This is a genomic window from Streptomyces sp. NPDC091377 (genome assembly GCF_044757045.1).
Lineage (GTDB): Bacteria > Actinomycetota > Actinomycetes > Streptomycetales > Streptomycetaceae > Streptomyces.
This window is the reverse complement of sequence record NZ_JBIVUE010000017.1, coordinates 161,615-181,357: the sequence shown is the minus strand read 5'-3', so window position 1 is coordinate 181,357 and position 19,743 is coordinate 161,615. Positions and strand designations below refer to the sequence as shown.

General features: G+C 70.6%; 16 protein-coding genes. 1 reads left to right on the top strand and 15 read right to left on the bottom strand.

Features of this window, described 5'->3' with window-relative positions:
• Positions 1-92: 92 nt before the first annotated feature.
• The 3 genes from ACIQNG_RS30630 to ACIQNG_RS30620 all read right to left on the bottom strand — a co-directional run bounded on the left by ACIQNG_RS30630 (position 93) and on the right by ACIQNG_RS30620 (position 2,897).
• Complete coding sequence (locus tag ACIQNG_RS30630; RefSeq protein WP_401427115.1) at positions 93-1,037, bottom strand: RluA family pseudouridine synthase; 945 nt, start codon at positions 1,035-1,037, stop codon at positions 93-95.
• A gap of 90 nt (positions 1,038-1,127) precedes the next feature.
• On the bottom strand, positions 1,128-1,778 hold the full coding sequence (lspA, locus tag ACIQNG_RS30625) for a signal peptidase II (protein WP_401427113.1): 651 nt from the start codon (positions 1,776-1,778) through the stop codon (positions 1,128-1,130).
• A gap of 87 nt (positions 1,779-1,865) precedes the next feature.
• A complete protein-coding gene (locus ACIQNG_RS30620) occupies positions 1,866-2,897 on the bottom strand; it encodes a TraR/DksA C4-type zinc finger protein (protein ID WP_401489485.1) in 1,032 nt (343 codons plus the stop codon).
• A gap of 627 nt (positions 2,898-3,524) precedes the next feature.
• Here ACIQNG_RS30620 and ileS point away from each other — a divergent pair.
• Positions 3,525-6,674, top strand: a complete 3,150-nt coding sequence (gene ileS, locus ACIQNG_RS30615) for an isoleucine--tRNA ligase (RefSeq protein ID WP_401489483.1) — start codon at positions 3,525-3,527, stop codon at positions 6,672-6,674.
• Between the two features lie 104 nt (positions 6,675-6,778).
• On the opposite strand, the gene ACIQNG_RS30610 is transcribed toward ileS, so the two are convergent.
• The 12 genes from ACIQNG_RS30610 to murF all read right to left on the bottom strand — a co-directional run bounded on the left by ACIQNG_RS30610 (position 6,779) and on the right by murF (position 19,655).
• Entirely contained in the window at positions 6,779-8,020 is a 1,242-nt protein-coding gene (locus ACIQNG_RS30610; protein WP_401427104.1) for a DivIVA domain-containing protein, read from the bottom strand.
• 53 nt (positions 8,021-8,073) lie between these two features.
• Positions 8,074-8,358 carry a YggT family protein gene (locus tag ACIQNG_RS30605; protein ID WP_401427102.1) on the bottom strand — a complete coding sequence of 95 codons (285 nt, stop codon included), beginning with the start codon at positions 8,356-8,358 and terminating at the stop codon, positions 8,074-8,076.
• 63 nt (positions 8,359-8,421) lie between these two features.
• On the bottom strand, positions 8,422-9,063 hold the full coding sequence (sepF, locus tag ACIQNG_RS30600) for a cell division protein SepF (protein ID WP_401427100.1): 642 nt from the start codon (positions 9,061-9,063) through the stop codon (positions 8,422-8,424).
• 129 nt (positions 9,064-9,192) lie between these two features.
• Positions 9,193-9,912, bottom strand: a complete 720-nt coding sequence (locus tag ACIQNG_RS30595) for a YggS family pyridoxal phosphate-dependent enzyme (protein ID WP_401489480.1) — start codon at positions 9,910-9,912, stop codon at positions 9,193-9,195.
• A 6-nt stretch (positions 9,913-9,918) separates the two neighbouring features.
• The gene (pgeF, locus tag ACIQNG_RS30590; RefSeq protein WP_401489478.1) at positions 9,919-10,647 is read right to left on the bottom strand and encodes a peptidoglycan editing factor PgeF; all 729 of its coding nucleotides are present in this window, start codon (positions 10,645-10,647) and stop codon (positions 9,919-9,921) included.
• Positions 10,644-11,840 carry a cell division protein FtsZ gene (ftsZ, locus tag ACIQNG_RS30585; RefSeq protein ID WP_401427094.1) on the bottom strand — a complete coding sequence of 399 codons (1,197 nt, stop codon included), beginning with the start codon at positions 11,838-11,840 and terminating at the stop codon, positions 10,644-10,646. The genes pgeF and ftsZ overlap by 4 nt, the downstream gene beginning before the upstream one ends.
• Before the next feature lie 280 nt (positions 11,841-12,120).
• Positions 12,121-12,933: a cell division protein FtsQ/DivIB gene (locus ACIQNG_RS30580; RefSeq protein WP_401489476.1), complete on the bottom strand. Its 813-nt coding sequence runs from the start codon at positions 12,931-12,933 to the stop codon at positions 12,121-12,123.
• Positions 12,934-12,968: 35 nt separating this feature from the next.
• On the bottom strand, positions 12,969-14,066 hold the full coding sequence (murG, locus tag ACIQNG_RS30575) for an undecaprenyldiphospho-muramoylpentapeptide beta-N-acetylglucosaminyltransferase (RefSeq protein ID WP_401427090.1): 1,098 nt from the start codon (positions 14,064-14,066) through the stop codon (positions 12,969-12,971).
• Between the two features lie 6 nt (positions 14,067-14,072).
• A complete protein-coding gene (gene ftsW, locus ACIQNG_RS30570) occupies positions 14,073-15,440 on the bottom strand; it encodes a putative lipid II flippase FtsW (protein ID WP_401489474.1) in 1,368 nt (455 codons plus the stop codon).
• A gap of 272 nt (positions 15,441-15,712) precedes the next feature.
• A complete protein-coding gene (murD, locus tag ACIQNG_RS30565) occupies positions 15,713-17,152 on the bottom strand; it encodes a UDP-N-acetylmuramoyl-L-alanine--D-glutamate ligase (RefSeq protein WP_401489472.1) in 1,440 nt (479 codons plus the stop codon).
• Positions 17,134-18,225: a phospho-N-acetylmuramoyl-pentapeptide-transferase gene (gene mraY, locus ACIQNG_RS30560; protein WP_401427813.1), complete on the bottom strand. Its 1,092-nt coding sequence runs from the start codon at positions 18,223-18,225 to the stop codon at positions 17,134-17,136. Before mraY ends, murD begins: the two co-directional genes overlap by 19 nt.
• A complete protein-coding gene (gene murF / locus ACIQNG_RS30555) occupies positions 18,225-19,655 on the bottom strand; it encodes a UDP-N-acetylmuramoyl-tripeptide--D-alanyl-D-alanine ligase (protein ID WP_401489470.1) in 1,431 nt (476 codons plus the stop codon). Before murF ends, mraY begins: the two co-directional genes overlap by 1 nt.
• Positions 19,656-19,743: the final 88 nt, after the last annotated feature.

The window sequence follows — 19,743 nt, the reverse complement described above, 5'->3', positions numbered from 1 at the left end:
CCAGCCGGCCGACGATTCCAGAAATGGACAGCCGAGGCGTCAGTCATTCGGTGGGTCAGACCGCCGAGCGGTGCCATCAGCAATCCTCACAGTCATCCGTAGGTCTCCTCGCGGACCTTGTCCAGGGCCTGCCGCAGGTCGTCGGGGTAGTCGCAGGAGAACTCCGCCCACTGTCCGTCGCCGGGGTGCTCGAAGCCGAGCCGTACGGCGTGCAGCCACTGGCGGGTCAGCCCCAGCCGCTTGGCCAGCGTCGGGTCGGCGCCGTAGGTGAGGTCGCCGACGCAGGGGTGGCGGTGGGCGGCCATGTGGACCCGGATCTGGTGGGTGCGGCCGGTCTCCAGCTTCACATCCAGCAGGGAGGCCGCGCGGAACGCCTCGATGAGGTCGTAGTGGGTGACGGACGGCTTGCCCTCGGCGGTGACCGCCCATTTGTAGTCGTGCTGGGGGTGGCGGCCGATGGGGGCGTCGATCGTGCCGCTCGTGGGATCCGGGTGGCCCTGCACCAGGGTGTGGTAGCGCTTGTCGACCGTGCGCTCCTTGAACTGGCGCTTCAGCGAGGTGTACGCCCGCTCGGACTTGGCGACCACCATCAGCCCCGAGGTGCCCACGTCGAGCCGGTGCACGATGCCCTGCCGCTCGGCGGCCCCGGACGTCGAGATCCGGTACCCGGCGGCGGCGAGTCCGCCGATCACGGTCGGTCCGCTCCACCCCGGGCTCGGATGGGCGGCGACCCCGACGGGCTTCACGACGACCACGACATCGTCGTCGTCATGGACGATCTCCATGCCCTCGACCGGCTCGGCCACCACCCGCACCGGCGCGGGCGCCTGCGGCATCTCGACCTCCAGCCAGGCCCCGCCGTGCACCCGCTCGGACTTGCCGACCACCGAGCCGTCGACCATGACCTTCCCCGCCGCGGCCAGCTCGGCGGCCTTGGTGCGGGAGAAGCCGAACATACGGGAGATGGCGGCGTCGACGCGCTCGCCCTCCAGACCGTCGGGCACGGGCAGGGTGCGGATCTCGGGAAGCGTACTCACCCGTCGAGTATGCCGGACGGGTGAGACACCGCCGTACCAGCGGGCGTCGGCGCTGGTGAAACGGGCCCTCGGGGTCGGCGGACCGTTCCGTCAGTCCTTGTGGACCGTGCCGTCCGGGTCCAGGCCGCGGAAGGAGAGCAGCACGATCAGGATGCCGCCGCAGACGATCGCGGAGTCGGCGAGATTGAACACGGCGAAGTGCTTGGGCGCGATGAAGTCCACGACCGCGCCCTCCAGGAAGCCGGGCGACCGGAAGATCCGGTCGGTGAGGTTGCCGAGCGCGCCGCCCAGCAGCAGACCGAGGGCGATCGCCCAGGGCAGGCTGTAGAGCTTGCGGGCGAGCCGGGCGATGACGACGATCACGGCCGACGCGATCACCGTGAAGATGATCGTGAACGCCTGGCCGACGCCGAAGGCCGCGCCGGGGTTGCGGAGCGCGTCGAACTGGAGCCACTCCCCGAGGACCGGGATCGCCGGCTGGTGCTCCAGCTTCTCCACCACGATGATCTTGGTGATCAGGTCGAGGGCGTACGCGAAACCGGCGATGGCGAAGAGCACGGCGATCCGCCGCTTGCCGCGGGGCCGCGGGGCCGCGTCACCGCCGTCGGCCGGCTGCTCGGCCTCGGCACGCCGACCGACCTCGCCCTCGGCCGCGGACTCGTCGGCCTCGGGCCGTTCCTGCCCGGCCCGTGCCGCGTCCGGGGTGTCCGGCGTACCGATGATGCGCTCCGCCTCTGCCACGTGAGTCCCTCAACCTAGGTGCCTGCTGAGCACGAGGGTACGGCACACCTCCGACGTACCCCATGCTCAGGAGGGCCACCGGGGCGATCAGTACCGGCGTTCCTGCTTCTGCTTGCACTCCACGCACAGGGTGGCGCGCGGGAACGCCTGCATCCGGGCCTTGCCGATGGGGTTGCCGCAGTTCTCGCAGAGCCCGTAGGTGCCGGCGTCCAGGCGCTGGAGGGCGCGTTCGGTCTGGAGGAGCATCTCGCGCGCGTTGGCGGCGAGCGCCAGCTCGTGCTCCCGCGTGACGTTCTTGGTGCCGGTGTCGGCCTGGTCGTCGCCCGCGCCGTCGCCGGAGTCCCGCATCAGACCGACCAGCGACTGCTCGGTCGCGGTGATCTCGGTCCGCAGCCGCTCCGCCTCGGTGATCAGCTCGGTCCGGGCCTCGGTGACCTCCTCCTCCGTCCAGGGATCCTCGCCCGGCCGTACCGCCAGCTCACCCGGCTCGGCGGCGGGCCGCGCCTTGGGTACGGCGGTCTTGGCCGCCGTGGCGGTACCAGGAGTCTTCTTAGCAACCACCTTCATGGCTCCCGTCTGCTCCGCGGCCTCAGCCGCACCCACCCTCTTGACCGTGCTCCTGTGCCCGGCCTCGGCGCCGGGGGCTTTCTCGACGGCCGCCTTCTTGGCCGCCGCCTTCTTGCTGACCGACCTCTTGCTGACCGGTTTCTCGGCCGCCGACTTCTTGGCCGCCGGCCTTCGGGTCGCCGCCTTCTTGGTCGCAGTCTTCTCAGCGACCGCCTTCTTGGCGACCGTCTTTTTCACGGCCTTGGCCGTCTTCGCACCCTTGACCGCTTTCACCGCCGGGGCCTTCTCGGCAGCCGCCTTCTTGCCCGTGGGGGCTTTCTTGGCAGTCGTCGCCTTCTCGGCCGCCGGAACCTTCTTGGCCGCCGCTGTCTTCTTTCCAGGCCCTGCCCTCTTCGCAGCCGCCGTCTCCTTCACAGGGGCCTCGGGCTCGGCCGCAGCCGTCGCCCTCGCCGCAGCCGTCGCCTTCGCGGGCGCCTTCCGAGCCGGGGCCTTCTTGGCCGGGGCTTTCCTGGCAGCAGCCTGCTTCCCTGATGAGGTCTTCTTCGCCACCATGGCCGCGGCCCCTTCACATACTGTGATCTTGCACGCGAATCGTGCTGGGACGATAAATCGACTTGAGCCGCGCGGCAACGGGGCACGCCGCCCCGCCGGCCCGCCCCACGACCCCCGCGCGAGCGACCTGCATCCGTTGTGCCCAGCTCCCCGAAGGGTGAACCCGCCGCACGGGACGCAGTCATACAAATATCTGCATAACGCTCCATTCGGGTCACGTCACCGCGGCCCACCGCCCCCGCGGAATCCGGTCGTCCCCGGTCCGTGGGGCGCCGTACACTGGGCGGAGCGAAAGGCGTGGATGGGGACGAGTAGCGGCGTACGCAGCCCAGAGCGACCCGGGGACGGTGGGAGCCCGGGGGCGAGCGCGACGTGAAGATCACCCCGGAGCCGCCGGAAGAAAGCCGGAGCAGGCGCCCGGAGCGGGCGCGGTGGCTGTGGCGAGTAGACCCGGCCGCGACCCCAATGAGGGGGCTCCCCGGAGCGTGAGCGCGCACCGGAGGGTCAAGGAGGGTGGTACCGCGGGAGCGCGCCGCAGCGGCGCGAGGACAGGTCCGGCAGACAGACGGACGGTCCGGCTCTCGTCCCTCCGACGGAAGGCACCAGTCCGTTGGAGGAACCCCGCAGATGACAGCGCCGACGTACCGCCCGGTACCCGCCCAGGTGGACCTGCCCGCCCTGGAGCACGCCGTGCTCGACTTCTGGCGCGAGCAGAAGATCTTCGCCAAGAGCCTGGAGCGGTCCGAGGGCCGCCCCGAGTGGGTCTTCTACGAGGGCCCGCCCACCGCCAACGGCATGCCCGGCGCGCACCACATCGAGGCACGCGTCTTCAAGGACGTCTTCCCCCGCTTCCGCACCATGCGCGGCTACCACGTGGCCCGCAAGGCCGGCTGGGACTGCCACGGTCTGCCGGTGGAGCTGGCCGTCGAGAAGGAGCTGGGGTTCTCCGGCAAGAAGGACATCGAGGCGTACGGCATCGCCGAGTTCAACGCCCGCTGCCGCGAGTCCGTGCTGCGCCACACCGACGCCTTCGCCGAGCTGACGACCCGCATGGGCTACTGGGTCGACCTGGACGAGGCGTACGTGACCATGGAGCCGGAGTACATCGACTCCGTGTGGTGGTCGCTGAAGCAGATCTTCGACAAGGGGCTGCTGGTCCAGGACCACCGGGTCGCCCCCTGGTGCCCGCGCTGCGGCACCGGCCTCTCCGATCACGAGCTGGCCCAGGGCTACGAGACGGTCGTGGACCCCTCCGTCTACGTCCGCCTCCCGCTGACCTCCGGCCCGCTGGCCGGCGAGGCCGCGCTGCTGATCTGGACCACCACTCCGTGGACCCTGGTCTCCAACACGGCCGTCGCCGCCCACCCCGAGGTGACCTACGTCGTCGCCACCGACGGTGAGGAGCGGCTGGTCGTCGCCGAACCGCTGGTCGAGAAGGCGCTCGGCGAGGGCTGGGAGACGACCGGGCAGCGCTTCACCGGCGCCGAGATGGAGCGCTGGACGTACCGGCGCCCCTTCGAGCTGATCGAGTTCCCCGAGGGCACCGAGGCCCACTTCGTGGTCAACGCCGACTACGTCACCACCGAGGACGGCACCGGTCTGGTCCACCAGTCCCCCGCCTTCGGTGAGGACGACCTGAGGGTGTGCCGCTCCTACGGCATGCCGGTGGTCAACCCGGTCCGCCCGGACGGCACCTTCGAGGAGGACGTCCCCCTGGTCGGCGGCGTCTTCTTCAAGAAGGCCGACGAGCAGCTCACCGCGGACCTCGGCGCGCGCGGACTGCTCTTCCGCCACGTCCCGTACGAGCACAGCTATCCGCACTGCTGGCGCTGCCACACCGCGCTGCTCTACTACGCCCAGCCGTCCTGGTACATCCGGACGACCGCCGTCAAGGACCGCCTCCTCGCGGAGAACGAGCGGACGAACTGGTTCCCGGACACGGTCAAGAACGGCCGCTACGGCGACTGGCTGAGCAACAACATCGACTGGGCCCTGTCCCGCAACCGCTACTGGGGCACCCCGCTGCCGATCTGGCGCTGCGAGGACGACCACCTCACGGTCGCCGGTTCCCGCGCCGAACTGACCGAGCTGACCGGCACCGACCAGTCGGACCTCGACCCGCACCGCCCGTTCATCGACGCGGTCACCTTCGCCTGTCCGCAGTGCGCCAAGACGGCCACGCGGGTACCCGAGGTCATCGACGCCTGGTACGACTCCGGCTCGATGCCGTTCGCGCAGTGGGGCTACCCGTACAAGAACAAGGAGCTGTTCGAGAGCCGCTACCCGGCGCAGTTCATCTCCGAGGCGATCGACCAGACCCGCGGCTGGTTCTACACACTGATGGCGATCGGCACCCTGGTCTTCGACAGGTCGTCGTACGAAAACGTCGTCTGTCTCGGCCACATCCTCGCCGAGGACGGCCGCAAGATGTCCAAGCACCTGGGCAACATCCTCCAGCCGATCCCGCTGATGGACCGGCACGGCGCCGACGCGGTCCGCTGGTTCATGGCGGCCGGCGGCTCCCCGTGGGCGGCCCGCCGCGTCGGCCACGGCACCATCCAGGAAGTGGTCCGCAAGACCCTCCTCACCTACTGGAACACGGTCGCCTTCCAGGCGCTGTACGCGCGCACCTCGGGCTGGGCGCCCTCCGCGGCCGATCCCGCCCCGGCCGACCGCCCGCTCATCGACCGCTGGCTGCTGTCCGAACTCCACGCGCTGACCGACCAGGTGACCCACGCCCTGGAGGCGTACGACACCCAGCGCGCCGGCAAGCTCCTCTCGGCGTTCGTGGACGATCTGTCGAACTGGTACGTACGCCGCTCCCGGCGCCGTTTCTGGCAGGGCGACAAGGCCGCGCTGCGCACCCTGCACGAGGTGGTCGAGACGGTCACCCGGCTGATGGCACCGCTGACCCCGTTCATCACCGAGCGGGTCTGGCAGGACCTGGTGGTACCGGTGACGCCGGACGCCGCGGAGTCGGTGCACCTCACCTCCTGGCCGGAGGCGGAGCTGAGCGCCATCGACCCGGAGCTGTCGCGGCAGATGATGCTGGTGCGCCGCCTGGTGGAGCTGGGACGGGCCACCCGCGCGGAGTCCGGTGTGAAGACGCGCCAGCCGCTCCGGCGCGCGCTGATCGCCGCGTCGGGCTTCGACACGCTCGACCGTGAGCTGCACATGCAGATCACGGAGGAGCTGAACGTGGAGTCGCTGGCCTCGCTGTCCGAGGTGGGCGGCAGCCTGGTGGACACCACCGCCAAGGCCAACTTCCGTGCCCTCGGCAAGCGGTTCGGCAAGCGGGTCCAGGAGGTCGCGAAGGCCGTCGCCGACACCGACGCCGCCGCGCTGTCGCTCGCCCTGCGGGAGGGGACGGCCACGGTGCGGGTCGACGGCGAGACCATCGCCCTCGCCCCGGACGAGGTCATCATCACCGAGACCCCCCGCGAGGGCTGGTCGGTGGCGTCCGACGCGGGCGCGACGGTGGCGCTGGATCTGGAGATCACCGAGGAACTCCGGCTCGCCGGGCTCGCCCGGGACGCGATCCGGCTGATCCAGGAGGCCCGTAAGAACAGCGGGCTCGATGTCGCCGACCGGATCGCGCTGCGGTGGGTGGCGACCGAGCCGGCGACGATCGCCGCGCTCAGCGCGCACGCCGGGCTGATCGCCGACGAGGTGCTCGCGACCGACTTCGCGCAGGGCGAGGGCGAGGGCGACTCCGGCTTCGGCGAGCCGTTCTCCGACGAGGGGCTGTCCCTCACGTTCCGGCTGCGGAAGGTGTAGGGTCCTCAACCCGCGTAAAAGGGGCGGGGCTCCGGATGTTCTCCGGAGCCCCGCCCCTTTTACCGCTCTGCCGACGGTCTACGGCCTGCGCCGCGGTGGCCGCGTCAGTTGTCGTCCTCGTCGATGAGGAAGCCGCGCATCGGCGAGGGGGCCTGGCCCATGGGGGACGGACCGCCCTGCGGGCGCACCGGCGCCATCGGCTGGGTCATCGCCGGGGACATCTGCTGCTGGCCGCCGTAGGACGGGGCGGCCGGGCTCGGCGCACCGCCCATCGCCTGCTGACCGCCGTACGACGGGGCGCTCGCGCCGGCCGGGGCCATCGAAGGCGCCGGGGACGGCGGGAGGGAGGCCGTCGCCGGGGTCCGCGGCGGGGCGAGGGAGTCGTCGGCCTGGGTCTCCAACTGGCGCAGCTGGGACTCCAGGTAGGACTTCAGACGCGTGCGGTACTCGCGCTCGAAGCCGCGCAGATCCTCGACCTTGCGCTCCAGCGTGGCACGGGCGGACTCCAGGGAGCCCATCGCGACACGGTGCTTCTCCTGCGCATCCCGCTCCAGGGCGTCGGCCTTGGCACGGGCGTCCCGCTCCAGGCCCTCGGCACGCGAACGGGCCTCGCCCACGATCTTGTTGGCCTCGGAACGGGCCTCCGCGATCGCCTGGTCGGCGGTCTGCTGGGCCAGCGACAGCACCCGGGCGGCGCTGTCGCCACCGGGGCCCTGACCGGGCATGCCGGGGCCGCCCATCGGACCGCCCATGGGGCCGCCGGGACCCATCTGGCCCTGCATCTGTCCCTGCATCTGGCCTTGCATCTGGCCCTGCATCGGACCCTGACCCATCGGGCCCTGGCCCATCGGCCCGGGACCCTGCGGTCCGGGGCCCTGTCCGCCGGGACCGGCGGGAAGCTGCGGGGCACCGCTCGGCAGCTGGGGCGGGCCACCCATGGGGCCACCCATCTGCTGCTGCGGCGGGCCCGATATGCCGGCGGGTACCGGAGCGCCCGGACCGCGCATCCCCTGCTGAGGCATCCCGCCCTGCTGCGGGTGGCCGCCCTGCTGAGGCATTCCACCCTGCTGGGGGTGACCACCCTGCTGGGGGTGACCGCCCTGCTGCGGGTGGCCGCCCTGCTGGTCCTGCGGCTCCGGGGGCTTGCGCATGTTCTGCTGGTTCTGCGCGGCGGCTCGGGTGGCCGCGGCCAGTTTGGCGCGCAGATCCTCGTTCTCACGCAAGAGCCGGGTCAGTTCGGCTTCGACCTCATCGAGGAAGGCATCGACCTCGTCCTCGTCATAGCCTTCTCGGAGGCGGACGGTCGTGAACTGCTTGTTCCGCACGTCCTCGGGGGTCAACGGCATCTCTTCACCTCAACGTAGTCGTCGGCAATCGGCAAGACGGTAGTTCACATCGTTCACAGCCTGCTCACGATCCAGATCAGGATGTAGACGATGATCATCAGTACGAAGAAGGACAGGTCGAGCGCCACGCCCCCGAGACGCAGCGGCGGAATGAACCGCCGCAGAAGCTTGAGCGGTGGATCGGTGACAGTGTAGGTGGCCTCAAGAAGCACCACCATCGCCTTGCCGGGCTGCCATGAGCGGGCGAACTGGAAGACGTAGTCCATGACCAACCGGAAGATCAGCACGATGAGGAACACCATCAGCGCGATGTAGATGACCTCAAGGACCACGCCCATGATCGGTGTTTCCCTCTCCCCAGTTCCGTGCTCTGTTGTGTACCGCTGTTCCGGTGGTGCGTCTCAGCTCTGGTTGAAGAACCCGCCCTCTGCGATGCGGGCCTTGTCCTCCGCCGTGACATCGACGTTAGCAGGAGACAACAGGAAAACCTTCTGGGTCACCCGCTCGATACTGCCGTGAAGACCAAACACCAAACCGGCCGCGAAGTCGACAAGTCGCTTCGCGTCCGTGTCGTCCATCTCGGTCAGATTCATGATCACCGGAGTGCCCTCGCGGAAGTGTTCCCCGATGGTACGGGCCTCGTTGTAGGTCCGGGGGTGGAGTGTGGTGATCCGGTACGGCTCTCGTTCCGACACGACCTTGGGCATGATCACCGGTGCGTTCTTCTCCAGGGGCTGACGTTCTTGTGTGATGGATGCCACGGGCGCGATACGCGCCGGACGTCCGGATTCCGCACCCAGCGCGGCGGACCTGGCCACCGGCTCGCGGGGGGCGGGGGGTTGGACGATTCGCACCTCTTCGTCCCGTTGGGACTGATGTGCTCCGTGGGGCTGGTGGGACGGCTCGTGCCGTCGGTGGTCCCGCTCGGGCTCGGGGTCGAGTTCGGGCTCGAAGTCGTCATCGGGGTCGAAGCCCCGGCCGTCGTACCCGTCGTCCTCCACGAGGCCGAGGTAGACCGCCATCTTGCGCATCGCGCCGGCCATGCTCTGAGTCCTCCGCTCTGTGGTGGATCGACTGACGACTGCCAAGTGCCCGCGATCCACGAGGTCGTTGCGCCCGCCTTTCGGCGGTATTGACCATATTTTCTACTGTGGTCCGACTTCTTGGCGACGTTACCCGAGCCCGGGGCGGACTCCGAGCACCGCCGTACCGACGCGCACATGTGTCGCCCCGGCCGCCACGGCCTGCTCAAGGTCCGCACTCATCCCTGCGGAAACCATGTTCGCAGCCGGATGGGCCCGGCGCAGGTCAGTCGACAAATCCATCAACCGCCCGAACGCCGCCGCCGGCCGCCCCGCGTACTCCCCGGTCAGCGGGGCGACGGTCATCAGTCCGTCGAGCCGCAGCCCCGGGGCCGCGGCGACCAGGTCGGCCAACTCCTCGATCCCCTCGGGCGCCACGCCGCCCCGCTCGCCGCGGCCGTCGGCCCCCGCGTCGAAGGCGACCTGGAGCAGACAGCCCACCTCGCGGCCGGCCCGTACGGCCTCCTTGGACAGGGCCGTCACCAGCCGGGCGCGGTCGACGGACTGCACGACCGAGGCGTAACCGACCACGGAGCGCACCTTGTTGGTCTGGAGCTGTCCGACAAAATGCCAATTCAGCGGCAGATCGGAACATTCCGCGGCCTTGGGTGCGGCGTCCTGGTCCCGGTTCTCCGCGACGTCACGGACGCCGAGTCCGGAGAGAATCCGCACATCGCTCGCGGGGTAGGTCTTGGTGACCACGATCAGGGTCACCTCCCGCGGGTCGCGTCCGGCGGCGGCGCACGCGGCGGCGATGCGCTCCTGGACCCGTGCGAGGTGTGCGGCGAGTTCGTTCTTACGGTCCGTCATGCCCCATCAGTCCAGCCAGACATAGCCCGCGAGGCGTCCCGTGGTCCGGTCGCGGCGGTAGGAGAAGTGGTCGTGCGACTCCAGCGTGCACACCGGGGACTGCGCCCGGTCGCGCACCCCGAGCCGAGCGAGCTGCGCGTGCACCCCGGCGGCCACATCGACCGCCGGTGTGCCCCGGTTCGTCACCGCGTACGCCGCCGGTTCGACGGCGGCCACCTCGGTGCGCATCCGCTGCGGCACCTCGTAGCAGCGTCCGCAGACGGCGGGTCCGGTGCGGGCGACGATCCGCTCGGCCACGGCGCCGCGTCCGGTCATCGCGCGGACCGCCGCGGGCACCACGCCGGCGACCAGTCCGGGCCGTCCGGCGTGCACGGCGGCGGTGATCCCGGCGACCGGGTCGGCGAGCAGGACGGGTACGCAGTCGGCGGTGAGCACCGCGAGGGTGAGGTCCCGTCCGGCGGTGACGATCGCGTCGACCTCCGGGACCGGGCGTTCGCCCCAGGGGCCGTCGACCTCGGCGACCGCGCTGCCGTGCACCTGGTTCATCCAGACCACCCGGCCGGGGTCGCGGCCGAGGGACTTGGCGGCCAGTTCCCGGTTGGCCTGGACGGCGCCGGGGTCGTCGCCGACCGCGCCGCCGAGGTTGAGCTGCTCATACGGAGCGGCGCTCACCCCGCCCCACCGGTCGGTGAAGGCGAAGTGCGCGCCGCTCACGCTCTCGCGCTGTCCTATCACTTCAGGAAGTCCGGCACGTCCAGTTCGATCTCGTCGGACGCGCTGTCGGAGTAGCTGCGCGACGGCGGCACCGGGGAGCTGGAGGGCAGGTCGCCCACCGGCTCCGGCGCGGGCTCCGGCTCCTCCTTGGGCTTGACGCTGCCGAGCGAGCCGAAGGACGGGCGGTGGTCGCCGGACCGGACCGGGGTGGGCTCCTCGCGCTTGGCGGCGGACGAGCCGAGGACGGTGTCGCGCTTGGAGGGCGGCTGGCCGCCGTCGAAGCCGGCGGCGATCACGGTGACCCGCACCTCGTCGCCGAGGGCGTCGTCGATGACGGCGCCGAAGATGATGTTGGCCTCGGGGTGGGCGGCCTCGCTGACCAGCTGGGCCGCCTCGTTGATCTCGAAGAGGCCGAGGTCGGAGCCGCCGGAGATGGAGAGCAGCACCCCGCGGGCGCCGTCGATGGAGGCTTCGAGGAGCGGCGAGGAGATGGCCATCTCGGCGGCGGCCACCGCGCGGTCGTCGCCGCGGGCCGAGCCGATGCCCATGAGGGCGCTGCCGGCCTCGGACATGACCGACTTGACGTCGGCGAAGTCGAGGTTGATGAGGCCCGGTGTGGTGATCAGATCGGTGATGCCCTGGACGCCGGAGAGCAGGACCTGGTCGGCCGACTTGAAGGCGTCGAGGACGGAGACCTGGCGGTCCGAGATGGACAGCAGCCGGTCGTTGGGGATGACGATGAGGGTGTCGACCTCTTCACGGAGTTCGGCGATGCCGTCCTCGGCCTGGTTGGCGCGGCGCCGGCCCTCGAAGGTGAAGGGGCGGGTGACCACGCCGATGGTGAGGGCGCCGAGGGAGCGGGCGATGTTGGCCACGACGGGTGCTCCGCCGGTGCCGGTGCCGCCGCCCTCACCGGCCGTCACGAAGACCATGTCGGCCCCCTTGAGGACCTCCTCGATCTCCTCGCGGTGGTCCTCGGCGGCCTTGCGGCCGACGGCCGGGTTGGCTCCGGCGCCGAGTCCGCGGGTGAGTTCGCGGCCGACGTCGAGTTTGACGTCGGCGTCGCTCATCAACAGCGCCTGCGCGTCGGTGTTGATGGCGATGAACTCGACGCCCTTGAGACCGACCTCGATCATCCGGTTGATGGCATTGACACCACCGCCGCCGACACCGATGACTTTGATGACTGCGAGGTAGTTCTGCGGTGCTGCCACGTCGAAGGCCTCTCGCCTCGAGTTACGTGTCGCCGTCGCGCGGTGCATCCGCGCTGCGGTGACTGATGCCGAATGGGACGGTCCGTTTTCGCCGACCCGAACCCTAACCCTGAAGTTTAGGGTTACCAGTGTGTCTGTTCTCCGAAGTCTTCGAAACAGGACACTAAGTCGACAAGTGGCGCCCGTTCAACGAACACGCCGAACCTCCCGTTTTTCTTTTCACCCTATGTGATCAGCCGTAGCGCTGCCCAACCAGGGTGCTGAACTGCGCGGATGTGCGTCAACTCCCTGATGACGCGGGGGCGGTGGGAACACTCACGTCGAAGTGCCGCGCACCGGGCGCCGCTTTCATCAGGGCGGAGAGCGTACGGCTCTTCGCGCGCCCCTGCTCCGCGCTCCCCCAGGCGACCGTGCGGCCACCGCTCAGCTCCAGTGAGATGTCGTCGTAGGAACGGACCTTGACGACCCGCAGGGCGCGGGCGGCCCGGGCGGGTACGGAGTCGGCCACCAGGACCGCCTCGCGGGTGAGCCGGCGCTCGTCGAAGCGGCACAGGCTCGCCGCCGCCGAACCCGAGCGGGAGACCGTCATTTCGAGCAGGGGGACCGCCTCGGGCGCCTTGGACACGGTGGCGAAACGGACCCCGTCGTCGTCCACTTCCACGAACTTCCCGCCGCTCCTCATGAGCAGGACGGGGGTGCGTTCGGTCACTTTCAGACCGATGCCGCGCGGCCAGGAGCGGACCACGTCCACGGAGTCGATACGCGGAAGTTCACGCCGGAGCCGGGCCTCGATGGCATCGGTGTCGACGGAGATCAGCGGCGCCCCGACGGGGACGTCGGCCGCCTCCTCGACCTGCTGTCGGGTCAGTTCACGGGTGCCGGAGACGGTGACCCGTTCCACCCGCGCCCACGGGGAGCCGTAGAGGACCCAGATCCCGCCACCGGCGAGCAGGACGCACACGACGGCGAGAATGATGATCGTACGAAGGCGGAGGCGAAGGGGGAGACGGAGCCGCGGCCGACGGCCGCCGGACGGCGGGCCGGACGACTCCTGCTGGCGTTCCCCGCGCTCCGCGGTCGTCGTTCCGGCCACGCTTCCTGCCTTTCGCCTACCCGGGCATACGGTTCCTAGCGGTGTGCACGGCCGGCGGCGATCGCCTCGTACACCATGCCGACGAGCAGGTCGTCGGCGTCCCGGCGGCCGAACTCACCGGCGGCGCGGGACATCTCGTACAACCGGTGCGGGTCGGCGAGCACCGGAAGGACGTTCTGCTGCACCCACTGCGGGGTGAGGTCCGCGTCGTCGACCAGCAGCCCGCCGCCCGCCTTGACCACCGGCTGGGCGTTGAGCCGCTGTTCGCCGTTGCCGATGGGCAGCGGGACGTAGGCGGCCGGGAGCCCGACGGCGGAGAGTTCGGCGACGGTCATCGCGCCCGCGCGGCAGAGCATCATGTCGGCCGCGGCGTACGCGAGATCCATCCGGTCCACATAACTTACCGGGATGTAGGGGGGCATTCCCGGCATCTGCTGTACCTGCGGCAGTTCGTTCTTCGGGCCGACCGCGTGCAGGATCTGGATTCCGGCCTGCTGGAGCCACGGAGCGACCTGCTGGACCACCTCGTTGAGCCGGCGGGCGCCCTGGGAGCCGCCGGAGACCAGCAGGGTGGGCAGGTTGGGGTCCAGGCCGAACAGCGCGCGGGCCTCCGGCCGGGCCGCGGCCCGGTCCAGGGTGGCGATGGCGCGGCGCAGCGGGATGCCGATGTAGCGGGCGTCCCGGAGCTTGCTGTCGGGCATGGAGACGGCGACGCGGGCGGCGTAGCGCGAGCCGATCTTGTTGGCCAGACCGGGCCGGGCGTTCGCCTCGTGGATGACGATCGGAACCCCGAGCCGCTTGGCGGCGAGATAGCCCGGCAGCGCCACATAGCCGCCGAAGCCGACGACGACGTCCGCCTTGGTGCGCTCCAGGATCTGCTCGGCCGCCTTGATCGTGCCGCGCAGCCGGCCCGGGACGGTGATCAGCTCGGGGGTGGGCTTGCGCGGCAGCGGCACCGCCGGGATCAGGGCCAGCTCGTAGCCGCGCTCCGGGACGAGCCGGGTCTCAAGGCCGCGCTCCGTGCCCAGGGCTGTGATCCCCACGGTCGGATCCTGCCTGCGCAGGGCGTCCGCGAGGGCGAGCGCGGGCTCGATGTGGCCGGCGGTCCCCCCACCGGCGAGTACGACATGCACCGAAATTCACCGCTCTCCGGACGAACGCGCCGCCGAGGCACGCCGTCGCATCGTGTTCCATCTCCGAGGCCCCCGGTCAAGCATGGACCCTCCGGCCCGCTTTCTACCAAAGCGGGGTTGCCGCATGGCAAGCGCCGCCCGCGCAGCGGGCTCGTCACGCGCGAAGGCGATCAGCAGCCCGATGGCGAACATGGTCGGCAGCAGGGCGGACCCTCCGTAGGAGAACAGCGGGAGCGGGACACCGGCGATCGGCAGCAGACCGAGCACCGCACCCATGTTGATCACGGCCTGGGCCACGATCCAGGTGGTCACGCCTCCCGCGGCGTACCTGACGAAGGGGTCCTCCGTACGACCGGCCACGCGGATGCCCGCATAGCCTAGAGCGGCGAAGAGAGCGAGTACCGACAGCGTCCCCGCCAGGCCCAGCTCCTCGCCGGTGACGGCGAAGATGAAGTCGGTGTGCGCCTCGGGAAGTTGCCCCCATTTTTCCACACTGGCCCCGAGACCGGAACCGAAGAGTCCGCCGGAGGCGAGGGCGTAGATGCCGTGGACGGCCTGCCAGCAGCTGTCGCCGGGGCCGGGCTCGGTGGCGCCGATGCACTCCAGCCGGGCCATCCGGTTGGGGCTGGTCTTGATGAGGAGCACGCCGATCAGCGCGGCGACCGAGAGCACCCCGACGAAGAGCCGGGTGGGGGCGCCGGCCAGCCACAGCAGGCCGAAGAGGATGGCGGAGAGGATGATCGCGGTGCCCATGTCGCCGCCGAGCATGATCAGGCCGAGCAGCATGAAGGCGACCGGGACCAGTGGCACCAGCATGTGCTTCCACTGGGCGAGCAGCTTCTTGTCCTGTTTGCGGGCCATCAGGTCGGCGCCCCAGAGCACCAGGGCGAGCTTGCCGAACTCGCTGGGCTGGATCTGGAAGGAGCCGCCGAGCGCGATCCAGTTCTGGTTGCCGTTGACCGCGACCCCTATCCCGGGCACTTGCACCAGCGCCATCAGGAAGACGGCCCCGGCGAGGAGGGGATAGGCGAGCGCGCGGTGCAGTTTGACCGGCATCCGCGAGGCCGCGAACAGCAGCGCCCCGCCGATCGCCGCGGCCAGCAGTTGCTTGCGGAAGAAGTAGGAGCCCGGCAGCGACATCTGGAGCGCGGTGATCTGGGAGGCCGAGTAGACCATCACCAGACCCAGCACGATGATCAGCAGCGAGCCGCCGAGGATCAGGTAGTACGCGGTCAGCGGCCGGTCCCAGGCCCGGCGGGCCCGGGTGTACAGCCGGGTGACGGGGTTCTCGCGCGGCGTGCCGGGCGGTACGGGCCGGAAGCGGGCCCGCTGCACCGGTGGTCGTCCGGTCCGGCTGGTACGGCTACCGGGCATCGCAGGCCACCGCCTCGCGGTCGGGGCGCACGGCCCGGGGGGAACACAGGGAACACGGGGAACACGGGGAACACGGAGGATGCGGAAGGTGTGGGGATGGGGCGGGTACGGGGCCGGTGGACGGGGCGTGGGTCGGCCCGGTCCCGGCTCCGAGGGGACGGCCTCCCGCGGCTCCCGCCGTGTCACCGGCGGTCCGCCGGCGCGACCCCCACCACATCGAAGTCACCCGTCCCTCCATGGGTCATCAGGCACCCGACGCAGCGAACCCGCCGTCAGGCGCCCGTACCGAGCGCGCGCACGGCCTGCGCGAACGCGTCTCCTCGCTGGTTGTAATTGACGAACATGTCCATCGAGGCACAGGCAGGTGCCAGCAGCACCGTGTCCCCGGCGGCGGCGAGCCGCCGGGCCTCCCGGACGGCCGCCCGCATCGCCCCAGTGTCGGTCCGGTCGAGGTCCACCACCGGGACCTCGGGGGCGTGTCGCGCGAGGGCTTCCCGGATGAGGGCACGGTCCGCGCCGATCAGCACCACCCCGCGCAGCCGGGCCGCCGCGCCGGTGACCAGTTCGTCGAAGGTGGCGCCCTTGGCGAGTCCGCCGGCGATCCAGACGATCGACGGGTAGGCCGCCAACGAGGCTTCGGCCGCGTGGGTGTTGGTGGCCTTGGAGTCGTCCACGTAGGCGACGCCGTCCACGTCGGCGATGTGCGCGATGCGGTGGGCGTCGGGGGTGAAGGCCCGCAGCCCGTCGCGGACCGCGTGGGGCGGTACGCCGTAGGCGCGGGCGAGGGCCGCCGCGGCCAGGGCGTTGGCGATGTTGTGCGGGGCGGGCGGGTTCACGTCGGAGACCTCGGCCAGTTCCTGCGCGTTCTGCCGCCGGTCCGCCACGAACGCCCGGTCGACCAGGAGGCCGTCCACGACCCCGAGTTCGGAGGGGCCCGGGGTGCCCAGGGTGAAGCCGATCGCCCGGCAGCCCTCCTCGACGTCGGCCGCACGCACCAGGTCCTCGGTGGCCTTGTCGGCCGCGTTGTAGACACAGGCGACGCGATTGCCCTCGTAGACGCGGCCCTTGTCGTGGGTGTACGCCTCCATGGAGCCGTGCCAGTCGAGATGGTCGGGGGCGAGGTTGAGCACGGCCGCCGAATGGGCGCGCAGCGAGGGCGCCCAGTGCAGCTGATAGCTCGACAGTTCCACGGCCAGGACGTCGTACGCGTCCTCCCCGAGGACGGCGTCCAGCAGGGAGACGCCGATGTTGCCGACGGCGGCGGTGCGCAGCCCGGCGGCCTTCAGGATCGAGGCCAGCATCTGGACGGTGGTGGTCTTGCCGTTGGTGCCGGTGACGGCGAGCCAGGGCGCGGCGCCCGGGCCGCGCAGCCGCCAGGCGAGTTCCACGTCGCCCCAGACCGGGACGCCCGCCTCGGCCGCCGCGGTGAACAGCGGCTTGTCGGGCTTCCAGCCGGGGGCGGTGACGATCAGCTCGGTGCCCTCGGGCAGGGTCGCTCCGTCGCCGAGGCGGACGGTGACGCCCAGCGCCGCCAGGTCGGCGGCCTGGGCGCGGGCGCGCTCGTCGTCGCCGTCGTTGACGACGGTGACGCGTGCGCCGAGGCCGTGCAGCACCCGGGCCGCCGGGACGCCGGAGACGCCGAGCCCGGCGACGGTGATGTGCTTGCCCTGAAACTCGAACGGCACCGAGGAGGTCACTTGTCCGCTGCCCATCCCGCGTAGAAGAGGCCCAGTCCGACGATCACACAGATGCCTTGGATGATCCAGAAGCGGACCACCACAAGGACTTCGGACCAGCCCTTGAGTTCGAAGTGATGCTGGAGTGGCGCCATGCGGAAGACCCGTTTCCCGGTGAGCCGGAAGGAGCCGACCTGGATGACCACCGACATGGTGATGAGGACGAACAGACCGCCGAGGATGGCCAGCAGCAGTTCGGTGCGCGAGCAGATCGCGAGACCGGCGAGCACACCGCCGAGCGCGAGCGAACCGGTGTCACCCATGAAGATCTTGGCCGGCGAGGTGTTCCACCACAGGAAGCCGAGACAGGCGCCCATCAGCGCGGAGGAGACCACCGCGAGGTCGAGCGGATCCCGTACCTCGTAACAGGCGTTGGGGTTGGTCAGGGTCAGCGCGTTGGCGCAGGACTCCTGGAACTGCCACACCCCGATGAACGTGTACGCGCCGAAGACCAGCACCGAGGCGCCGGTGGCCAGGCCGTCCAGACCGTCCGTCAGGTTCACGCCGTTCGACATCGCGAGGATCATGAACAGCGCCCAGACCACGAACAGCACCGGGCCGATGGTCCAGCCGAAGTCCGTGATGAAGGACAGCTTGGTGGAGGCCGGGGTGTTGCCGCGGTTGTCGGCGAACTGGAGCGACAGCACCGCGAAGGCGATACCGACGATCAGCTGGCCGGCCATCTTCGCCTTGGCCCGCAGGCCCAGCGAACGCCGCTTGACGATCTTGATGTAGTCGTCCAGGAAGCCGACCAGGCCCATGCCGACCATCAGGCCCAGCACCAGCAGCCCCGAATAGGTCGGCGAGGCGTCCGTCTCCGGGTCCGTCCAGACGGTGACCACCTTGGCCAGGAAGTAGGCGGCGACCGTCGCGAAGATGAAGGCGATACCGCCCATCGTCGGCGTACCGCGCTTGCTGGCGTGCTCGCGCGGGCCGTCGTCGCGGATGTACTGGCCGTACCCCTTGCGCGCCAGCAGCTTGATCAGCAGCGGGGTGCCGATCAGTGTCAGGAACAGACCGATGACACCCGCGAACAGGATCTGCTTCATCATCGGGCGGCAACCTCACCCTCGGCACCCGTGGAGAGCAGCGCCTCGGCGACACTCTCCAGGCCCACCGACCGGGACGCCTTCACGAGGACGACGTCCCCCGGGCGCACCTCGCTGCGCAACAGGTCGACCGCCGCCTGTGCGTCGGACACGTGCACCGACTCCTCACCCCACGAACCCTCGTTATATGCGCCCAGTTGCAGCCAGGCGGCTTCCCTGCCACCGACCGCGACGAGCTTGCTGACGTTGAGCCGGACGGCGAGCCGTCCGACCGCGTCGTGCTCGGCGAGCGCCTCGTCCCCCAGCTCGGCCATCTTGCCGAGCACCGCCCACGTACGGCCCCCCCGTTCCCGTGCGGCTTCGCCCATGGCGGCGAGCGCGCGCAGAGCGGCTCGCATGGACTCGGGGTTCGCGTTGTAGGCGTCGTTGACGACCGTCACACCGTCCGGGCGCTCGGTGACCTCCATGCGCCAGCGGGAGAGGGAGCCCGCCCCGGAGAGCGCGAGGGCGATCTCCTGCGCGGACATGCCCAGCTCATGGGCGACGGCGGCCGTGGCGAGCGCGTTCGACACGTGGTGCTCACCGTACAGGCGCATGGTCACGGGAGCGCACCCGGAGGGTGTGCGAAGGGTGAAAGCGGGCTGCCCGCTGTCCATGAGTCGCACGTTCTCGGCCCGTACGTCCGCTTCGTCGCTCTCCCCGAAGAGGACCACCTTGGCCCGGGTGCGGGAGGACATGGCGCGTACGAGGGGGTCGTCGGCGTTGAGCACCGCGATCCCGCCCTCGGCGGCCGGGGGCAGTGCCTCGACGAGTTCGCCCTTGGCCAGCGCGATCTGCTCGCGTCCTCCGAACTCCCCGATGTGCGCGGTGCCGACGTTGAGCACCAGGCCGATCCGAGGGGGCGTCAGATCCGTGAGGTAGCGGATGTGTCCGACTCCGCGCGCGCCCATCTCCAGGACCAGGAAACGGGTTTCCTCGTCGGCGGTGAGCGCGGTCAGCGGCAGCCCGATCTCGTTGTTGAACGAGCCGGGTGTCCACACCGTCGGACCCATGCTCCGCAGGACCTGGGCGACCAGGTCCTTGGTGCTGGTCTTGCCGGCCGATCCGGTCAGCGCGACGAGGGTGGTGCCGAGCCGGGCCACCACGTGCCGGGCGAGGGCGCCGAGGGCCCGCTGGACGTCGTCCACGACGATCGCGGGCACCCCGACCGGGCGGGAGGCCAGGACCGCGGCGGCGCCCGCCGCGACGACGTCGTGGGCGAAGTCGTGCCCGTCGACGCGCTCGCCGCCGAAGGCGACGAAGAGACAGCCGGGCACCGCCTCGCGGGAGTCCCGGACCACCGGCCCGGTGACCCGGACCGACGGATCCGGTATGTCGTAGGTCTGCCCGCCGACGACTGCTGCGATCTCGGCGAGAGAGAGGGCGATCACAAGTTCATCCCTGGGTCTTGTGGATTCTCATCCCTGGGTCTGCGGGATTCTCGTCCCGGGGCGCGCGCGCCGCCGGGATCCGGGTGCC